The sequence below is a fragment of the Streptomyces sp. NPDC052040 genome (genome assembly GCF_044548405.1).
Lineage (GTDB): Bacteria > Actinomycetota > Actinomycetes > Streptomycetales > Streptomycetaceae > Streptomyces.
This window is the reverse complement of sequence record NZ_JBIUBV010000006.1, coordinates 1-17,763: the sequence shown is the minus strand read 5'-3', so window position 1 is coordinate 17,763 and position 17,763 is coordinate 1. Positions and strand designations below refer to the sequence as shown.

The following is a 17,763-nucleotide window of genomic DNA, read 5'->3' as shown; positions in this document are numbered from 1 at the left end:
CGTCTGAACGTCGACCTCCCGGAGCGCTGACCGTGGACCAGCTGGCCCTGTTGCTCCTGCTGCTGCTCGGGGCCGTGGTGAGCGTCCCGGTCGGCGCCCGGCTGGGGCTCCCCTCCCCGGTGCTGATGACCCTGCTCGGGATCGCGCTCGCGCTGCCCGACTTCGTGCCCAATGTGAACATCCCGCCGCAGCTGATCCTGCCCGCCCTGCTGCCGCCGCTGCTCTACGCGGCGGTGCGCCGGACCTCCTGGCGGCAGTTCACGGCCAACAGACGGCCGATCTTCCTGCTCGCGGTCGCCCTGGTGTTCGTCACCACCGTGTGTGTGGCGGCCGTGGCGCACGCCGTGGTGCCGGGGTTGTCGCTGGCGGCGGCGGTCGCGCTCGGCGCCGTGGTCGCGCCGCCCGACCCGGTCGCCGCGACCGCCGTGGCCGGCCAACTGGGGCTGCCCCGCCGACTGGTGTCGATCCTGGAGGGCGAGGGCCTCTTCAACGATGTCACCGCGATCGTGCTCTACCACGTCGCGATCGCGGCCGCCGTCACCGGGAGCTTCTCCCTGCCCAGGGCGCTGCTCGAACTGGCGCTCTCCGCGGTCGTCGCGCTGGCCGTCGGACTCGCCCTCGGCTGGGTCGCCAACAAACTGATCGGACTGCTGGAGGAAGCCACCCTCCAGGTCGGGCTGACCCTGCTCGTGCCGTACGCCTCGTACGTCCTGGCCGAGGAGTTGCGCGGCTCCGGTGTGCTGGCCGTGCTGGTCACCGCGCTGTTCCTCGCCGAGTACGCGAGCGATCCCGACGATGTGCTGATGCGGCTGGCCGGACACACGTTCTGGGATGTGGTGGACACCCTGGTCACCGGGGTCGCGTTCGGGCTGATCGGGCTCGAACTGCACCATGCGATCCGCACCGCGGCCGGGCGGTGGACCGAGATGCTCGGCTGGGCCGCCGCGATCGTGGCCGTCGTGGTGTTCGTACGGCTGCTGTGGCTGCTGCCCGCGACCTGGCTCACCAAGCGTCTGCACGCCCGGCGCGACTACGACGAGGAGATCCCCACCTCGTGGCGGGAGACCGTGGTGATGTGGTGGGCCGGGATGCGGGGCGTGGCCTCGGTGGCGCTGGCCCTCGCCGTCCCGCTGGCCATGGACGACGGGTCGCCCTTCCCGGACCGGGACGAGATCATTTTCATCGCCTTCGGGGTGATCATGGCGACCCTGGTGCTCCAGGGGCTGACCCTGCCCTGGCTGGTCAAGCGGCTGGGGGTGCGCGCCGACACGGTGAGCGAGGAGCAGTTCGAACGGAGGCTGGCGGTCCGCGCGGCCAAGGCGGCGAAGCGGCGGCTCAAGGAGATCGAGGAGGTCGAGGAGCTGCCGGAGGAACTGTCCGAGCAGCTGCTGCGCCGGGCCGTCGACATCGGCGTGCGGATCAGCCCGGACCTGGGGGACGAGGAGCGGCGCGAGGCGCATGAGCAGCGGGCGCAGCGCCTGCGGAGACTGCGCAGGATCCAGGGGGAGATGCTGAGCGCGGCGCGGCACGAGGTGCTCGCCGCCCGCAGCGAACCGGGAGCCGACCCGGAGATCGTCGACCGGGTGCTGCGCCATCTGGACGTCCGCAGTCTGCGCTGAGACCGGGCGGGCCGCCCGGCGGAAGGCAACCGTCCTTCCGCTGCCCGCCTTTGTACGATCGGATCATGGCACGCAACGTGGTGATCAGCGGAGGCGGCACGGGGATCGGGCTCGCGGCGGCGCGGGTCTTCGCGGCGGACGGGGACCGGGTGCTGCTGCTCGGCCGCCGCAGAGAGGTGCTGGAGCGGGCGGACGTGCCCGGCGCGCTCGTCCACGCGGCGGATCTGAGCGATCCGGGCGCCGTGCGCCGGGTCGCCGAGTACGCGGCGGCCGAACTCGGCACCGTGGACGTCCTGATCCACAGCGCGGGCGGCGCCGGCCATCTGGAGCCCCCGGCCGAGGCGGACGACCCGCTGGAGGCGGTCGCGCACACCTGGACGGTCAACTTCCGGCTGAATCTGCTCACCGCGGTGCTGCTCACGGAGGCGCTGCGGGACCGGCTCGCCTCACCCGGCGGACGGGTCCTCTTCCTCAGCTCCATCGCCGCCTACCGCGGCTCGGGCAGCGGGGCGTACGCCGCCGCCAAGGCCGCGCTGCACCCGTACGCCTTCGACCTGGCCCGGCAGCTGGGGCCGCGCGGCATCACGGTCAACGCGGTCGCGCCCGGCTATGTCGAGGACACCGGCTTCTTCGGCGACACGATGGACGCCGCGCGGCGCGACCGGCTGATCGCCGAGACGTCGACCGGCCGCGCCGGGACACCGGGGGACGTGGCCCAGACACTGCACTGGCTCGCGTCCCCCGGCGCCGGGCACATCACCGCCCAGGTGATCCAGGTCAACGGCGGTGCCGAGCGCGGCCACTGAGGGGCGGGGCGCTCAGCCCCGGCCCGTCCGCGAGGACTCGGGGGCCTTGCGGAACCGGCCGTCCGGCAGCTCGTAGCTCCCCAGGTCCCCCGTGTCGCGCGACTCGTGGCCGCCCCGGGCCGTGCCGTCGGCCCAGGCATGGCCGTTCCGGCTGGGCGGGGCGACCGCGCCGCCCGTGTTGACCCGGGGCAGCGCGTAGGGGTGCTCCTCGTTGAGCCAGCGGATCATCTGCTCGCGGACGGCCACCCGGGCGGTCCAGAGGTCGTCCGAGTCCTTCGCGGTCATCAGCGCCCGCACCTGGATGGTGTTGGGCGTGGTGTCGGTGACGTTGAGCCCGAAGGCGCGGCCGTCCCAGGCGGAGCACTCGCGCAGGATGTCGCGCAGCTTGTCGCGCATCGCCTCCACCGGCGCCGAGTGGTCGACATGGAAGTAGACGATGCCGGTCATCTGGGCGCCGCCGCGGGACCAGTTCTCGAACGGCTTGGAGGTGAAGTACGACACCGGCATGGTGATCCGGCGCTCGTCCCAGGTCCGTACCGTCAGAAAGGTCAGGGTGATCTCCTCGACGGTGCCCCACTCGCTGTTCACCACGACCGTGTCCCCGATGCGGACCATGTCGCCGAAGGCTATCTGGAGTCCCGCGAACAGATTGGCGAGTGTGGACTGCGCGGCGACACCGGCGACGATGCCGAGGATCCCGGCCGAGGCCAGCAGTGAGGTGCCGGCCGTCCGCATGGTCGGGAACGTCAGCAGCATCGCGCTGGCCGCCACCACCCCGACCACCGCCGCCACCACCCGCATGATCAGCGACACCTGGGTGCGCACCCGCCGGACCCGGGCCGGGTCGCGGTGCATACGGGCGTAGCGCGAGTACGACGTCTCGACGACGGCGCCCGCGATACGGATCACCAGCCAGGCCGCGGAGCCGATGAGGACCAGGGTCAGGATGTGTCCGATCCCGTCCCGGTGGTCCTCCAGCAGCTGTGCCTGGTCGTAGGAGCCTCTCAGCAGAGCGGCGCACAGGACCAGCTGGTAGGGGATGAGGGCCCGGCGGAGCAGGCCCCACAGGGGCGTCTCGGGGTGCCCGGCGCTCGCCTTGCGCAGCAGGAGGTCCGTTGCCCATCCGACCAGCAGCGTGAGCACGACCGAGCCGCCGACGACGATCACCGGGCGCAGTACGTTCTCCATGCCTTCGAACGTAACCGGCTGGCGCCGTCATGAACCTGTGTCCCGCGTCTCCCTGCGAACCCGCTGTTCACAGCGGTGTCGGCGGCGGCTGGCACCATGGGCTCATGAACATCATCCTCTTCCACTCGACATACGGACCGCGGCCCGCGGTCGCGGCCGCCGCCGACCGGCTCCGGGCCGCCGGGCACGAGGTGTGGACCCCCGACCTCTTCGGGGGCCGCACCTTCGAGACGGTCGAGGAGGGCATGGCCTTCAACGACGGGCTCGGCAAGGAGGAGCTGCTCAAGCGGGCCGTCCTGGCCGCCGCCCCGTACTCGGAGCGGGGCGTGGTCTACGCCGGTTTCTCCCTCGGCGCGTCCGTCGCGCAGACCCTGGCGCTGGGCGACAGCAACGCGCGCGGGCTCCTGCTGCTGCACGGCACCTCGGACCTGGCGCCGAGCGCCTCGGTGGACGAGCTGCCGGTCCAGCTGCATGTCGCCGAGCCGGACCCGTTCGAGACGGACGACTGGCTGAGCGCCTGGTATCTCCAGATGGGCCGGGCGGGCGCGGACGTGGAGATCTACCGCTACCCGGGCGCGGGCCACCTCTACACCGACCCCGAATTGCCGGACTACGACGAGGAGGCCGCCGAGGCCACCTGGCGGGTGGCGCTCGGCTTCCTCGAAAGCCTGTAGCCGCTCGGGCGTCCCGCCCTACACCGGGTCGTAGGTCCGCTCGACCTGCTGGGTGCCGCTGCGCGTGCGGTACGAACGCTCCCAGGAGGAGGTGGCGTTCGGGCTGGTGCGGTCCGACAGGACGTAGTAGTCCATCTGCGCGCGGTCGGCGGTGATGTCCAGCACGCCGTAGCCGTGGCGGTCGGTGTCCACCCAGTGCACATGGCGGTTGGCGGCCTCGATGAGCGGTGCGGCGACCGCGGAGACCACGCCCTGGGGGACCTTGACGATGTCGTCCAGGTTGTCGGAGGTGATCGAGGTGATCACGAACTCGGTGCCGGCCGAGGCGGACAGCGGGTAGGTCCCGGCGTCGATCGGCACGTCGTTGGCCCAGGACATGTGGATGTCGCCGGTCAGGAACACCGTGTTCCTGATGGTGTTGTCCCGCAGATGGGCGAGCAGCTCACGGCGGTCGTCCGTGTAGCCGTCCCACTGGTCGGTGTTGACGGATATGCCGTCCTGCGGCAGCCCGAGCAGCTTGGCCAGCGGCTTGAAGAGGTCCGCGGTCAGGGAGCCGACCACAAAGGGCGCGATCATCACGGAGTTGCCGACCAGCCGCCAGGTGGTGTCGGACGCCTTCAGCCCCGCCTTGAGCCAGTCGAGCTGGGCGCGGCCGGTGATCGTGCGGTTGGGGTCGTCGACCGAGCCGCTGGTGCCGGACACCTGCTGGGAGCGGAAGGAGCGCAGGTCCAGCAGGGACAGGTCGGCCAGCTTGCCGAAGCGCAGCCTGCGGTAGGTGGTGCCCTCGATCGCCGGGCGGACCGGCATCCACTCGAAGTAGGCCTGCTTGGCGGCCGCCTTGCGGGCCGTCCAGGTGCCCTCGGCGCCCTCGGTGTGGTTGACCGCGCCGCCGGACCAGGCGTTGTCGGCGAACTCGTGGTCGTCCCAGATCGCGATGACCGGCGCCTTCAGATGCAGTGCCTGGAGGTCGGGGTCGGTCTTGTACTTGCCGTGCCGGATCCGGTAGTCGGCGAGGGTGATGATCTCGTTGGCGGGGGCGTGCGGGCGGACCACCGTGCCCCGGGCCGCGTACTCGCCGGACTTGTACTCGTAGATGTAGTCACCGAGGTGCAGCCAGGCGTCGAGGTCGCTGCGGGCGGCGAGGTGGCGGTAGGCGGAGAAGTAGCCCGCCTCCCAGTTGGCGCAGGTGACCACGCCGAAGCGCAGGCCCGCCACGGAGGCGTCCGCGGCCGGGGCGGTGCGGGTGCGGGCGACCGGGGAGGCGGTGCCTCCGGCCGAGAAGCCGAACCAGTAGTCGGTGGCCGGCGTCAGGCCGCGCACGTCCGCCTTGACGGTGTGGTCGGAGGCGGCGGTCGCGGTGACGGACCCCTTGGCGACCACGCGGGTGAGCGCCTTGTCCGTGGCGACGACCCAGTCCACCCGGGTGTCCGGACCGACCCCGGAGCCGGGCACCGCGTCGGAGGTGGGCGTCACCCGGGTCCACAGCAGGATGCCGTCGGGCAGCGGGTCGCCGGAGGCGACACCGTGCAGGAAGGCGGGGGTGTCGGCGGCGGCCCGGGCGGGCAGGGCGGCGGCGAGCGGGACGCCGAGCACGGCGGTCGCGGCAGCGGCCTTGACGACCGTGCGGCGGCGGGGGGAGAGGGAGCCGGAGCTCTCGGGCGATGTGTATCGACTGGTCACGGCCGATCAGATTACTGACCGGTACGAACAAAGAGCGGGCGAACACGAAATGTTCGCCCGCTCTTCAACATGCGGTCGTCTGCGGCAGGTTTATCGAATCCCGCGCGCGGACGGCACGCCGGGTCAGCCCTTGAGGGCCGCGTTGATCGCCGTGGTGAAGTCGCCCGCCGACATGGGCGCGTTGCCGTCGGGGCCGGTGATCTTCTTGCCGTTCATCATGAGGGTGGGGGTGCCCGTCACGCCGTCCTTGTTGGTGTCGAAGGACTTCGACATGGCCAGCGCCCAGGCGTCGTAGGTCCCGTTCTTGACCGCGTTGTCGAAGGTGGCGTTGTTCTTCAGGGCGGGGACCGTGTTCGCCACCTTGATCAGGTAGTCGTGGGACTTGAACGTGTCCTCGGTCTCGTCCGGGTGGAACTTCTTGGAGTACAGGGCGGTCTTGTACTCCAGGAACGCCTCCGGGCTGACGTTCAGCGCCGCGCCGAGGGCGCTCATCGCGGCCTTGGAGCCCTCGCCCCGCGAGCCGATGGTCCCCTTGCCGAGGGCGTCGCCGTCGATGAAGGTGCCGCCGACGAACTGGATCTTGAACTTGCCGGCGTCGTAGTCCGACTTGACCGTGGGGCCGACGGCCTGCTCGAACTCGCTGCAGATCGGGCAGCGCGGGTCCTCGTACATCTTGAGGACCTTGGTGGCGCTGCTCTTGCCGAGGACGACGGTGGTGCCGTCGGTGCCGGAGGTGTTGGCCGGGGCGACGACCTTGTCCTTCTTCACGGCCTCCCAGTGGCCCGGCTTGTTGTTCTGGACGACGGCGTAGCCTATGCCGCCCGCCGCCGCGAGAACGGCGACGACCGAGGCGGCGACGACCAGCTGCCGCCTGACCTTGGCGCGCTTGGCGTCGCGCTCGCGCTCCTGGCGCAGCCGCTCCCGGGCCGCCGTCTTCGCCGCCTGGCTGTTCCGCTTGCTCATGGGTGTTCTCCTGGGGACGCGCGCACCGGTGGTGCGCGCACTGGATTCGGGGACGTCCGTGCTCGGGGTGGCGCCCCGGCGTCAGCCGAGGGCGGCCGCGACCGGACGCGGCGGGCCCCGCCGTCCCAGGGAGTGCACGAACAGCCGAATGCGGGCGGTGGCGGTGCGCAGGGCCGGGCGCGGTGCCCGGACGGCCGGTTCGAGCCGTACCCGCACCGCGGCGACCGCCAGCAGCAGGGGGCGGAAGCCCGTCGCGACCAGGGCGCCCAGCAGCTGGGTCAGCGCCCGCTCGCCCCGGCGCAGCCAGGCCGCCGCCAGCAGCCCGACGCTCACATGGGCGGCGAGCAGCAGCCAGGCGGTGGCCGGGTCGGCGTGCGCGAGGAGCGCCGCGAGACGGTCCGTGCCGGGTCCGGCGACCCGGGCGAGCGGGGAGCCCATGCTGCCGCCGTCGCACAGGACGTCCAGGCCCACCGAGTGCAGCGGTCCGGTGACCGGGCCGCCCGCGCGTCCGTAGCAGGCGTGCTGGCCCGTGGTGAACACCGTGTCGGCGGCCAGCTCCAGCGGGACGAGCAGGGCGGCGATGTGCGCGAAGCCCCGCTCGCGGCCCGCCAGCGCGTAGGAGACGACGAAGACGGTGGCCGCGACCGCGGCCACCGTCCCCCTCGGCAGGGGGACCTCGGAGAGCACCACGTGCGACGCGCCGCTGAGGGTCACGACCACCGTCGTGAACAGCGCCGCGCGCACGGCTCTGAGCTGGGTCCCGGATATGTCCATGGCGTGGAGAGTTTCCCACGTGCTCCCGTAAGGGGTCCTTAAAGGGGCGTCAGGTGTTACGGGAGCGTTGTGGGAGGTGTGATCGGGGCCGGATCACAGACCCGGGATCCGGCCGTTGCGGAACAGGTCCACGAAGATCTGGTGGTCGGTGCGGGCGCGGGTCCCATAGGCGTGCGCGAAGTCCACCAGCAGCTCCGGGAAGCCCTCCTCGTCGGCGGCGATCGCCGCGTCGATGGCCCGCTCGGTGGAGAAGGGCACCAGGGACTCGCCGGACTGGTCGTCCGCCGCCGCGTGCATCGCGGCCGTGGCGCGGCCGAGGTCGGCGACGACCGCGGCGATCTCCTCCGGGTCGTCGATGTCGCTCCAGTCCAGGTCCACGGCGTAGGGCGAGATCTCGGCGACCAGCTGGCCCGCGCCGTCCAGTTCCGTCCAGCCCAGCCAGGGGTCGGCGTGTGCCTGAAGGGCACGCTGGGAGATCACCGTGCGGTGCCCCTCGTGCTGGAAGTAGCCGCGGATCGCCGGGTCGGTGATGTGGCGGGAGACCGCCGGGGTCTGGGCCTGCTTGATGTAGATCACCACATCGTTCTCCAGGGCGTCGCTGTTGCCCTCCAGGAGGATGTTGTACGAGGGCAGGCCCGCGGAGCCGATGCCGATGCCGCGGCGGCCGACCACGTCCTTCACCCGGTAGGAGTCCGGGCGGGTCAGGGACGACTCCGGAAGGGTCTCCAGATAGCCGTCGAAGGCCGCGAGCACCTTGTAGCGCGTGGCCGCGTCCAGCTCGACGGAGCCGCCGCCGGGGGCGAAGCGCCGCTCGAAGTCGCGGATCTCGGTCATCGAGTCCAGCAGCTCGAAGCGGGTCAGCGAGCGGGCGTCGCGCAGCGCGTCCAGCAGCGGGCCCTGGGCGGTGTCCAGGGTGAAGGGCGGCACCTCGTCGCTCTTGGCGCCGGTCGCCAGGGCGTGGATGCGCTCCCGGTACGCCGTCGCGTAGACCCGGACCAGCTCGGTGATCTGCTCGTCGCCGAGCGCCTTCGCGTACCCGATCAGCGCCACCGAGGCCGCGAAGCGCTTCAGGTCCCAGGTGAAGGGGCCGACGTAGGCCTCGTCGAAGTCGTTCACATTGAAGATCAGGCGGCCCGTGGAGTCCATGTAGGTGCCGAAGTTCTCGGCGTGCAGGTCGCCGTGGATCCAGACCCGCGAGGTGCGGTCGTCCAGATAGGGGCCGCCGCGCTTCTCGGCGGACAGGTCGTGGCAGAAGAGGCACGCCGTGCCGCGGTAGAACGCGAAGGCGGAGGCCGCCATCTTGCGGAACTTCACGCGGAACGCGGCCGGGTCGGCGGCGAGCAGCTCGCCGAAGGCGGTGTCGAAGACGGCGAGGATCTCCTCGCCGCGTTGCTCAGCACTGAGCTGCGGAACCGACATCGCGGGGTGCCTCCAGGTACGGGATGGTGCGTGACGTGTGGGAGCGGATCGCCCGTTCCCTTCCAACGGACGACCGTACGCGGAAAGTGCCCGCCGCCCCGGCACGAGGGCCCGGGAGGCGGAACCGTGTCCATCGCACAAAAGTACGGATGCGGGGTCCGCGTTTTCCTCCGGAGGACGGTACGCGGCCGAGCCCGCCGAGTGTCAGTCCCGAGGCATAGACTTCCAAGCTGTCCCCCCGGACCGTCCGCCGACGGCCGGACGACCGCCGCCTGCGCGCGCCCCCCGGACCACCGCCCCGGGCCGGGCGCTGTACGTCGTATCAGCACTTGGAGGCCGAAACCGTGTCAAAGCCGCCGTTCACGCACCTGCACGTCCACACCCAGTACTCGCTGCTGGACGGTGCCGCGCGGCTGAAGGACATGTTCAATGCGTGCAATGAGATGGGCATGACGCACATCGCCATGTCCGACCACGGCAACCTGCACGGCGCGTACGACTTCTTCCACACCGCGCAGAAGTCCGGCATCACCCCGATCATCGGGATCGAGGCCTATGTCGCCCCCGAGTCCCGGCGCAACAAGCGCAAGATCCAGTGGGGCCAGCCGCACCAGAAGCGGGACGACGTCTCCGGCTCCGGCGGTTACACCCACAAGACGATGTGGGCGGTGAACAGCACCGGTCTGCACAACATCTTCCGCCTCTCCTCGGACGCCTACGCCGAGGGCTGGCTCCAGAAGTGGCCCCGGATGGACAAGGAGACGATCTCCCAGTGGTCCGAGGGCATCGTCGCCTCCACCGGCTGCCCCTCCGGTGAGGTGCAGACCCGGCTGCGCCTCGGCCACTTCGACGAGGCCCTGAAGGCCGCCGCCGACTACCAGGACATCTTCGGCAAGGACCGGTACTTCCTGGAGCTGATGGACCACGGCATCGAGATCGAGAGCCGGGTCCGCGAGGGACTGCTGGAGATCGGCAAGAAGCTCGGCATCCCGCCGCTGGTCACCAACGACTCGCACTACACCTACGCGCACGAGGCCGGCGCCCACGACGCGCTGCTGTGCATCCAGACCGGCAAGAACCTCTCCGACCCGGACCGCTTCAGGTTCGACGGCACCGGCTACTACCTGAAGTCCACGGACGAGATGTACGCCATCGACTCCTCGGACGCCTGGCAGGAGGGCTGCGCCAACACGCTCCTCGTGGCCGAGATGGTGGACACCACCGGCATGTTCGAGAAGCGCGACCTGATGCCGAAGTTCGACATCCCCGAGGGCTACACCGAGGTCACCTGGTTCAAGGAGGAAGTGCGCCGCGGCATGGAGCGCCGCTTCCCCGGCGGCATCCCGGAGGACCGCCAGAAGCAGGCGGACTACGAGATGGACGTCATCATCTCGATGGGCTTCCCCGGGTACTTCCTCGTGGTCGCCGACTTCATCATGTGGGCCAAGAACAACGGCATCGCGGTCGGCCCCGGCCGAGGCTCCGCGGCCGGTTCGATCGTCGCCTACGCCATGGGCATCACCGACCTCGACCCGATCCCGCACGGTCTGATCTTCGAGCGGTTCCTCAACCCCGAGCGCATCTCGATGCCCGACGTCGACATCGACTTCGACGAGCGCAGGCGCGTCGAGGTGATCCGGTATGTGACGGAGAAGTACGGCGCCGACAAGGTCGCCATGATCGGCACCTACGGCACCATCAAGGCCAAGAACGCGATCAAGGACTCCGCGCGCGTGCTGGGCTATCCGTACGCGATGGGCGACCGCATCACCAAGGCCATGCCCGCCGACGTCCTAGGCAAGGGCATCCCGCTCGCCGGCATCACCGACCCGAACCACCCGCGCTACTCGGAGGCGGGCGAGGTGCGCGGGATGTACGAGAACGAGCCGGACGTGAAGAAGGTCATCGACACCGCGCGCGGTGTGGAGGGCCTGGTGCGGCAGATGGGCGTGCACGCGGCCGGTGTGATCATGTCCAGCGAGACCATCACCGAGCACGTCCCCGTCTGGGTCCGGCACACCGACGGGGTGACCATCACCCAGTGGGACTACCCGAGCTGTGAGTCGCTCGGCCTGCTGAAGATGGACTTCCTCGGCCTGCGCAACCTGACGATCATGGACGACGCCGTCAAGATGGTGCAGTCCAACAAGGGGATCGACATCGATCTCCTGAGCCTCCCGCTGGACGACCCCACGACCTTCGAACTGCTCCAGCGCGGTGACACGCTCGGCGTCTTCCAGTTCGACGGCGGCCCCATGCGCTCCCTGCTGCGCCTGATGAAGCCGGACAACTTCGAAGACATCTCCGCCGTGTCGGCCCTGTACCGCCCGGGCCCGATGGGCATGAACTCCCACACCAACTACGCGCTGCGCAAGAACGGCCAGCAGGAGATCACCCCCATCCACAAGGAGCTGGAGGAGCCGCTCAGGGAGGTCCTGGACGTCACCCACGGCCTGATCGTCTACCAGGAGCAGGTGCAGAAGGCCGCCCAGATCATCGCCGGGTACTCGCTCGGCGAGGCCGACATCCTCCGCCGGGTGATGGGCAAGAAGAAGCCCGAGGAACTGGCGAAGAACTTCACCATTTTCCAGGGCGGCGCCCGCAAGAACGGCTACAGCGACGAGGCCATCCAGGCCCTGTGGGACGTGCTGGTCCCGTTCGCCGGATACGCCTTCAACAAGGCCCACTCCGCGGCGTACGGCCTGGTCTCGTACTGGACCGCCTACCTCAAGGCCAACCACCCCGCCGAGTACATGGCGGCGCTGCTCACCTCGGTCAAGGACGACAAGGACAAGTCGGCGATCTACCTCAACGAGTGCCGCCGCATGCGCATCAAGGTGCTCCCGCCGAACGTCAACGAGTCGGTGCACAACTTCGCCGCGCAGGGCGACGACGTGATCCTCTTCGGCCTCGAAGCCGTGCGCAACGTCGGCACGAACGTGGTCGAGTCGATCATCAAGTCCCGCAAGGCCAAGGGGAAGTACGCCTCCTTCCCCGACTACCTCGACAAGGTCGAGGCGGTCGCCTGCAACAAGCGCACCACCGAGTCGCTGATCAAGGCGGGCGCCTTCGACACCATGGGGCACACCCGCAAGGGCCTCACCGCGCAGTACGAGCCGATGATCGACAACGTGGTCGCGGTCAAGCGCAAGGAGGCGGAGGGGCAGTTCGACCTCTTCGGCGGCATGGGGGAGGAGCAGAGCAGCGAGCCCGGCTTCGGACTCGATGTGCAGTTCACCGACGAGGAGTGGGACAAGACCTATCTGCTCGCCCAGGAGCGGGAGATGCTCGGTCTCTATGTCTCCGACCACCCGCTCTTCGGCCTGGAGCATGTGCTGTCCGACAAGGCCGACGCGGGCATCGCCCAGCTCACCGGGGGCGAGCACGCGGACGGCGCGGTCGTCACCATCGGCGGCATCATCTCGGGCCTCCAGCGCAAGATGACCAAGCAGGGCAACGCCTGGGCGATCGCCACGGTCGAGGACCTCGCCGGCTCCATCGAGTGCATGTTCTTCCCGGCGACCTACCAGCTGGTGTCCACCCAACTCGTCGAGGACGCCGTGGTGTTCGTCAAGGGCCGCCTCGACAAGCGCGAGGACGTGCCGCGGCTGGTCGCGATGGAACTCATGGTCCCGGACCTGTCGAACGCGGGCGCCAACGCGCCCGTGGTGCTCACCATCCCCGCGATGAAGGTCACCCCGCCGATGGTGAGCCGCCTCGGCGAGATCCTCAGCCACCACAAGGGCGACAGCGAGGTGCGGATCAAGCTCCAGGGCCCGAGCAAGACCACCGTCCTGCGGCTGGACCGCCATCGCGTCAAGCCGGACCCCGCGCTCTACGGTGACCTGAAGGTCCTGCTCGGACCCTCCTGCCTGACGGGCTGACCGCCCCGGCCGACGGGTCCGCGGCGATACGCGAGGGGCGCACCAGCCACTGGGTGCGCCCCTCGGTGCATATCCGGGCTCCCCTGGCCGCACGAGGCTTCAGGTTCCCTGGAAACGGCTTCAGTTGTGGCCGAAGCTCTTCTGCTTCTTGCGGGCGGCCTCCGAGGGGCTGCCCTGGACGTGGGCTATGGGGGACTCGTGCGACTCCGAGGCGGCATCCCGGCGCGGCTTCTGCTCCTGGGCCTGCTCGGCCTTGGCGGAGCGGTTCTGCGGACCGGACTGCTTGCGGTTCTTGTTCTTGGCCATGGTGATCTGCCTCCTAAGGGGGATCTGAGGGCCAGAGCCGGGACCAGATTCACATAGGCTGACAACAGCCGCATGTCGGATAATTACCGTGTGTGACAACGCCTGTTCGTGCGCAGGCCCTCCGATCCGCCACGCCGAAGATCGAGTTCGGGCCGTTAACCTCCCGGTGGTCGGGCAGACTCGAAGCAAGCCCGAAGCAAACCTCCCGGAAAGAGGGTGGATCGCGTGGACCGCTGCATCGTCCTGGTGGACGCCGGGTATCTGCTGGGGGCTGCCGCCAGCCTGCTTGCCGGGGAGCCCTCGCGGTCCCGGATCACCGTCGACCACGCCGCTCTCATCCAGGGGCTGCGCGAGCGCGCCGAGTCCGACACGGAACGGCCCCTGCTGCGCATCTACTGGTTCGACGGCGCCCCCGACCGGGTCCCGCAGCCCGAGCACCGCAGGCTGCGGGTGATGCCCCGGGTCACCGTGCGGCTGGGCGCGCTGACCCGCAGCGACGGACGCTGGGCGCAGAAGGGCGTGGACGCCGCGATGCACGCCGAGCTGACCGAGCTGGCCCGCAACCGCGCCTGCTCGGACGTCGTGCTGGTCACCGGCGACGGGGACCTGCTGCCGGGGATGATGGCCGCCAAGGAGCACGGGGTCGCCGTACATCTGTGGGCCGTGCAGGCCGCGGACGGCGACTACAACCAGTCCGAGGACCTGGTCGCCGAGGCCGACGAGCGGCGGGTGCTGGACCGGGCCTGGATCACCCGGGCCCTGCGGGCCAAGGAGCAGGGCGGGGTGTGCGCGCCCCCGCCGGACCCGCGCCCGGAGATCACCGCGATCCTCTCCGCGCCGCTGCCCGAGTCGGCGCTCGCGGCGGCGGCCGAGCGCCCCGCGCCCGAGCCGGAGCACGCCGCCGCGGCCGTCTCGCGGAACGGCTCCCCGGAGCGCCTCCCGGCACCCAAGGGCGTCCCCACGCCGAAGGACCTGGCCGCGCTGCGCTCGACCGGGCAGGGGGCCGCGCAGCAGCCCGCCGGGGCCACCCTGCGCTGGTCGTCCGACAAGGGCTGGGTGGAGCGGCCGGTCGCGGCCGAGTCGCCGGAGGCCTCCACCCTGCCCACGCTGGCGCAGCTGACGACCGCGGAACAGCGGTGGGCCGACCGGGAGGAGGACATCACCACGGTCGGCGGTGACCCCTATGAGGTAGGACAGGTGTTCGCCCGACGGTGGATCGAACGTCTGGCCGACCCCGCTCAGCTCCCGAAGCTCTCGGGCATGTACCCGCGGGTGCCGCACCGCATCGACGGGGAACTGCTGCGCTATGCGGCGCGTTTCGGCCTGCTCGCCCACAAGGACGACCAGATCGACGAGCACGACCGGTACGCGATCCGGGCGGGATTCTGGCGGGAGATCGACCAGCGCACCACGGCGGAGACCGCCCCGGCGCGGGAGTAGGCGGCCCGGGGCTCCGACGGGCCCCGAGGGCCGCCCGGCGTCCGCCACCCCTTACCCTCGTCCTTTGTGAACACGCGCACCGGACAGGCACCACGGCAGGACGGCGACGTGGTGTGCGCCGTGCGCGGGCTGACCAAGACCTATCCGGCCGTGCGCGGGCGCCGCGGCGCCCCCGGAACGCCCGAGGTGCGGGCCACCGACGGCGTACGGCTGGACGTCCGGCGCGGGGAGGTCTTCGGACTGCTCGGGCCGAACGGCGCCGGCAAGTCCACCCTCGTACGCCAGCTGACCGGGCTGATGCGGCCCGACCACGGCAGCGTGGAGATCCTCGGCCACGACATCGTGCGCCACCCCGAGCGGGCCGCACGGATCCTCGCCTACCTCGGGCAGGAGTCCACCGCCCTGGACGAACTCACCGTCTCCCTCGCGGCCGAGACGACCGGGCGGCTGCGCGGCCTCGATCTGCGCGAGGCCCGTGCCCGGCGGGACGCGGTGCTCGACGAACTCGGACTGACGCCGATCGCCGGGCGCCCCCTGAAGAAGCTGTCCGGCGGTCAGCGACGGCTCGCCTGCTTCGCCGCCGCCCTGATGGGGGAGCGCCCCCTGCTGGTGCTCGACGAGCCGACCACCGGGATGGACCCCGTCGCCCGGCGTGCCGTCTGGGCGGCCGTGGACCGGCGGCGGGCCGCGTACGGCACGACGGTCCTGCTGGTCACCCACAACGTCATCGAGGCCGAGACCGTCCTCGACCGGGTCGCCGTCCTCGACCGGGGACGGGTCATCGCCTGCGACACCCCCGCCGGGCTCAAGGAGCGGGTCGCGGGGGAGGTGCGGGTCGAGCTCGTCTGGCGCGAACGGGCCCCGCTGGAGGTCCCGGAGGTCGCCGAGCTGCGGACCCGCGCCGTGGAGTCCGGCCGCCGCTGGACGCTGCGGATGGCCCCGGAGGAGGCGCGCGCGGCCGTCGCCACCGTCACCGGGGGTACGGCCTTCGCCGCCCTCGACGACTTCACCCTGGCCACGCCCAGCCTGGAGGACGTCTATCTGGCGCTCGGCGGCAGCACCCAGGGTCTGGTGAAGGCATGAGCACCGAAGGCGCCGGATCCGTATGCAGCGGCAGGGGTGCCGCCCCCGCGGGGGACGGGGTGGCGGCAGGAACGAAGAGGAGCAGCACGAGGTGAGTGTCGTACCCGCCGAGGTTCTGCCCGGCGCGCGGGTGGCCGAGGAAGCCGTCCGGGGCGAGGCCGCCCTCGGGCCCCGGGCCCGGCTGTGGCCGTCGCTCGCCGCCGTCTACCGGGCGCAGCTCTCCCGGGCGCGGGTCGCACGGATCCCGCTGCTGTTCGTGGCGGTCTTCCAGTCGGTCGGCATCATGATCATGATGCGCGGGGTGGTGGACGGCGGGGCGGACGCCCGCTCCGTGGTCGCCGGGTCGTCCGTGCTGGTGGTCGCGTACGTCGGCCTCAACCTGCTGGCCCAGTACTTCGGGCAGCTGCGCGGCAGCGGCGGCCTCGACCACTACGCGACACTGCCGGTGCCGGCCGCCGCGGTGGTCCTGGGAGCGGCGGGCGCCTACGCCTCCTTCACGGTGCCCGGGACGGTGGTCACCGCCGTCTTCGGCTGCGCCCTGTTCGGACTGCCGCTCGGCCATCTCTGGGTGCTGGTGGCGGTGATCCCGCTCGCCGGGGCGGCCCTGTCGGGGCTGGGCGCCGCGCTGGGGCTGCTCGCACCACGCCCCGAACTGGCCACCCTGCTCGGCCAGTTGGGCATGTCCGCGGCGCTGCTCCTCGGGGTGCTGCCCGCCCGGCGGATGCCCGGGGCCATTCAGCTCGTACGGGATCTGCTGCCGTCCACCTACGGGGTCGAGGCGTTTGCGCGGACCTTCGGGGGGCACCCGGACTGGCCGCTGGTCCTCGGCGACCTGGCCGTGTGCGCCGGGGTCGGGGCCGTCTCGCTGGCCATGGCCACCTGGGCGTACCGCCGGGCGGCCGTCCGGTGACACGGCGCACAGATTCGACTGGCAGGATGTGAAGGTGACCGCTCCGTTGACTCCGCCTCCGCCGCCGCACGAACAGCCCTCGCACTCCTCCGGCGACGGGTGGCAAGCCGTCTCCGAGCCTGCCGGGGAGGGACCCGCTCCGCACGGCGCCACGGCCGCGTATCCGGCGGACGGACCCGGGATGAGGACCGAGCTGCGGGAAGCCGCCGTGATCACGGTGGCCGTGGCGGTCGCCGGGGCGCTGCTCGGGGTGCTGTGGTCCTGGCTCGCGCCGCGGGTGCCCCTCGTGGGGGACGTCGTCGACAACGCCTGGGTGGTCTACCTCAAGGACTCCGAGGGGGAGCAGGCCATCGGGGTGGACGGCACGTTCACGCTGCTGGCGGCCGGGTTCGGCCTGATCAGCGCGCTGGCCGTGTTCCTGCTGCGCAGGCGGGGCGGGGTGCCCCTGGTCGCGGCGCTCGCGGTGGGCGGACTGCTCGGCTCACTGCTCGCCTGGCGGGTGGGCGTCTGGCTCGGCCCCTCGGGCGATGTGCTGGCGCACGCCAAGGCCGTGGGCAAGGGCGTGACGTTCTCCGCGCCGCTGAAGCTCGGGGCGAAGGGGGCGCTGCTGGCCTGGTCGGTGGCGACCCTGGTGGTGCACCTCGGCCTCACGGCACTGTTCGGCCCCCGGGACCCGGACCCCTACGCGACCCCGTACGGCCCGGCCGCACCCCCCTCGGCCTAGCCGTCGCTGACCTTCTCGGAGGCGCCGGAACAGCCCCTGCGGGGCCGGCCGGCGCCTGGACGGGTGTCATGCAGGACGGTGGCCGTGATTCGCGTGGCCCTTCTTCATGCGCCATTTGCGCTTGCGTGTCCTCTTCGACATGTTTCCGTAGTAGCGCAGGACGGGCCGTTCGTCGAGCGGTCAGGGTCGCTGGCGGCGGTCTGCGGGGCCGGGTCCCGCCCCCCCCCCCCCCCCCGGGCGGGGGGGGGGGGGCCGCCCCGCCCCAGGGGGGCCCGGTGGCCGCGGGGCGGGGT

14 protein-coding genes are annotated in these 17,763 nt (G+C 71.3%); 8 read left to right on the top strand and 6 right to left on the bottom strand.

Annotated features, from left to right (window positions below):
* The first annotated feature begins 32 nt into the window (after positions 1–32).
* Positions 33–1,619 carry a Na+/H+ antiporter gene (locus ACIHAA_RS14570; RefSeq protein WP_399816823.1) on the top strand — a complete coding sequence of 529 codons (1,587 nt, stop codon included), beginning with the start codon at positions 33–35 and terminating at the stop codon, positions 1,617–1,619.
* 65 nt (positions 1,620–1,684) lie between these two features.
* Positions 1,685–2,425, top strand: coding sequence for an SDR family NAD(P)-dependent oxidoreductase (locus ACIHAA_RS14565; protein WP_399816821.1), 741 nt, complete (start codon positions 1,685–1,687; stop codon positions 2,423–2,425).
* Positions 2,426–2,437: 12 nt separating this feature from the next.
* Here ACIHAA_RS14565 and ACIHAA_RS14560 read toward each other — a convergent pair whose 3' ends face one another.
* Entirely contained in the window at positions 2,438–3,613 is a 1,176-nt protein-coding gene (locus ACIHAA_RS14560; protein ID WP_399816819.1) for a mechanosensitive ion channel family protein, read from the bottom strand.
* 104 nt (positions 3,614–3,717) lie between these two features.
* On the opposite strand from ACIHAA_RS14560, the gene ACIHAA_RS14555 reads away from it, so the two are divergent.
* The gene (locus tag ACIHAA_RS14555) at positions 3,718–4,287 is read left to right on the top strand and encodes a dienelactone hydrolase family protein (RefSeq protein WP_399816817.1); all 570 of its coding nucleotides are present in this window, start codon (positions 3,718–3,720) and stop codon (positions 4,285–4,287) included.
* 18 nt (positions 4,288–4,305) lie between these two features.
* On the opposite strand, the gene ACIHAA_RS14550 is transcribed toward ACIHAA_RS14555, so the two are convergent.
* The 4 genes from ACIHAA_RS14550 to ACIHAA_RS14535 all read right to left on the bottom strand — a co-directional run bounded on the left by ACIHAA_RS14550 (position 4,306) and on the right by ACIHAA_RS14535 (position 9,123).
* Positions 4,306–5,967 (bottom strand): alkaline phosphatase D family protein, encoded by a 1,662-nt coding sequence (locus ACIHAA_RS14550; protein WP_399816815.1) that lies wholly within the window; start codon positions 5,965–5,967, stop codon positions 4,306–4,308.
* Positions 5,968–6,090: 123 nt separating this feature from the next.
* Positions 6,091–6,930, bottom strand: coding sequence for a thioredoxin domain-containing protein (locus ACIHAA_RS14545; RefSeq protein ID WP_399816813.1), 840 nt, complete (start codon positions 6,928–6,930; stop codon positions 6,091–6,093).
* A gap of 81 nt (positions 6,931–7,011) precedes the next feature.
* A complete protein-coding gene (locus ACIHAA_RS14540) occupies positions 7,012–7,704 on the bottom strand; it encodes a hypothetical protein (protein WP_399816811.1) in 693 nt (230 codons plus the stop codon).
* Positions 7,705–7,797: 93 nt separating this feature from the next.
* Positions 7,798–9,123: a DUF2252 domain-containing protein gene (locus ACIHAA_RS14535; protein ID WP_399816809.1), complete on the bottom strand. Its 1,326-nt coding sequence runs from the start codon at positions 9,121–9,123 to the stop codon at positions 7,798–7,800.
* 344 nt (positions 9,124–9,467) lie between these two features.
* On the opposite strand from ACIHAA_RS14535, the gene dnaE reads away from it, so the two are divergent.
* Positions 9,468–13,007, top strand: coding sequence for a DNA polymerase III subunit alpha (dnaE, locus tag ACIHAA_RS14530; RefSeq protein WP_399816807.1), 3,540 nt, complete (start codon positions 9,468–9,470; stop codon positions 13,005–13,007).
* Between the two features lie 120 nt (positions 13,008–13,127).
* On the opposite strand, the gene ACIHAA_RS14525 is transcribed toward dnaE, so the two are convergent.
* Positions 13,128–13,313: a hypothetical protein gene (locus tag ACIHAA_RS14525; RefSeq protein WP_399816805.1), complete on the bottom strand. Its 186-nt coding sequence runs from the start codon at positions 13,311–13,313 to the stop codon at positions 13,128–13,130.
* A gap of 225 nt (positions 13,314–13,538) precedes the next feature.
* Between ACIHAA_RS14525 and ACIHAA_RS14520 the strand changes: the two genes are divergently transcribed.
* The 4 genes from ACIHAA_RS14520 to ACIHAA_RS14505 all read left to right on the top strand — a co-directional run bounded on the left by ACIHAA_RS14520 (position 13,539) and on the right by ACIHAA_RS14505 (position 17,470).
* Complete coding sequence (locus ACIHAA_RS14520) at positions 13,539–14,753, top strand: NYN domain-containing protein (RefSeq protein WP_399816803.1); 1,215 nt, start codon at positions 13,539–13,541, stop codon at positions 14,751–14,753.
* A 111-nt stretch (positions 14,754–14,864) separates the two neighbouring features.
* Positions 14,865–15,836 carry an ABC transporter ATP-binding protein gene (locus tag ACIHAA_RS14515; protein WP_399817409.1) on the top strand — a complete coding sequence of 324 codons (972 nt, stop codon included), beginning with the start codon at positions 14,865–14,867 and terminating at the stop codon, positions 15,834–15,836.
* Between the two features lie 91 nt (positions 15,837–15,927).
* On the top strand, positions 15,928–16,746 hold the full coding sequence (locus ACIHAA_RS14510) for an ABC transporter permease (protein WP_399816801.1): 819 nt from the start codon (positions 15,928–15,930) through the stop codon (positions 16,744–16,746).
* A gap of 34 nt (positions 16,747–16,780) precedes the next feature.
* Positions 16,781–17,470: an AAA family ATPase gene (locus tag ACIHAA_RS14505; protein WP_399816799.1), complete on the top strand. Its 690-nt coding sequence runs from the start codon at positions 16,781–16,783 to the stop codon at positions 17,468–17,470.
* Positions 17,471–17,763 lie beyond the last annotated feature (293 nt).

Coding starts and splice junctions, on each gene's coding strand:
- ACIHAA_RS14565 (WP_399816821.1), top strand. CDS start 1,685: ATGGCACGCAACGTGGTGATCAGCGGAGGCGGCACGGGGATCGGGCTC.
- ACIHAA_RS14560 (WP_399816819.1), bottom strand. CDS start 3,613: ATGGAGAACGTACTGCGCCCGGTGATCGTCGTCGGCGGCTCGGTCGTG.
- ACIHAA_RS14555 (WP_399816817.1), top strand. CDS start 3,718: ATGAACATCATCCTCTTCCACTCGACATACGGACCGCGGCCCGCGGTC.
- ACIHAA_RS14545 (WP_399816813.1), bottom strand. CDS start 6,930: ATGAGCAAGCGGAACAGCCAGGCGGCGAAGACGGCGGCCCGGGAGCGG.
- ACIHAA_RS14540 (WP_399816811.1), bottom strand. CDS start 7,704: ATGGACATATCCGGGACCCAGCTCAGAGCCGTGCGCGCGGCGCTGTTC.
- ACIHAA_RS14535 (WP_399816809.1), bottom strand. CDS start 9,123: ATGTCGGTTCCGCAGCTCAGTGCTGAGCAACGCGGCGAGGAGATCCTC.
- ACIHAA_RS14525 (WP_399816805.1), bottom strand. CDS start 13,313: ATGGCCAAGAACAAGAACCGCAAGCAGTCCGGTCCGCAGAACCGCTCC.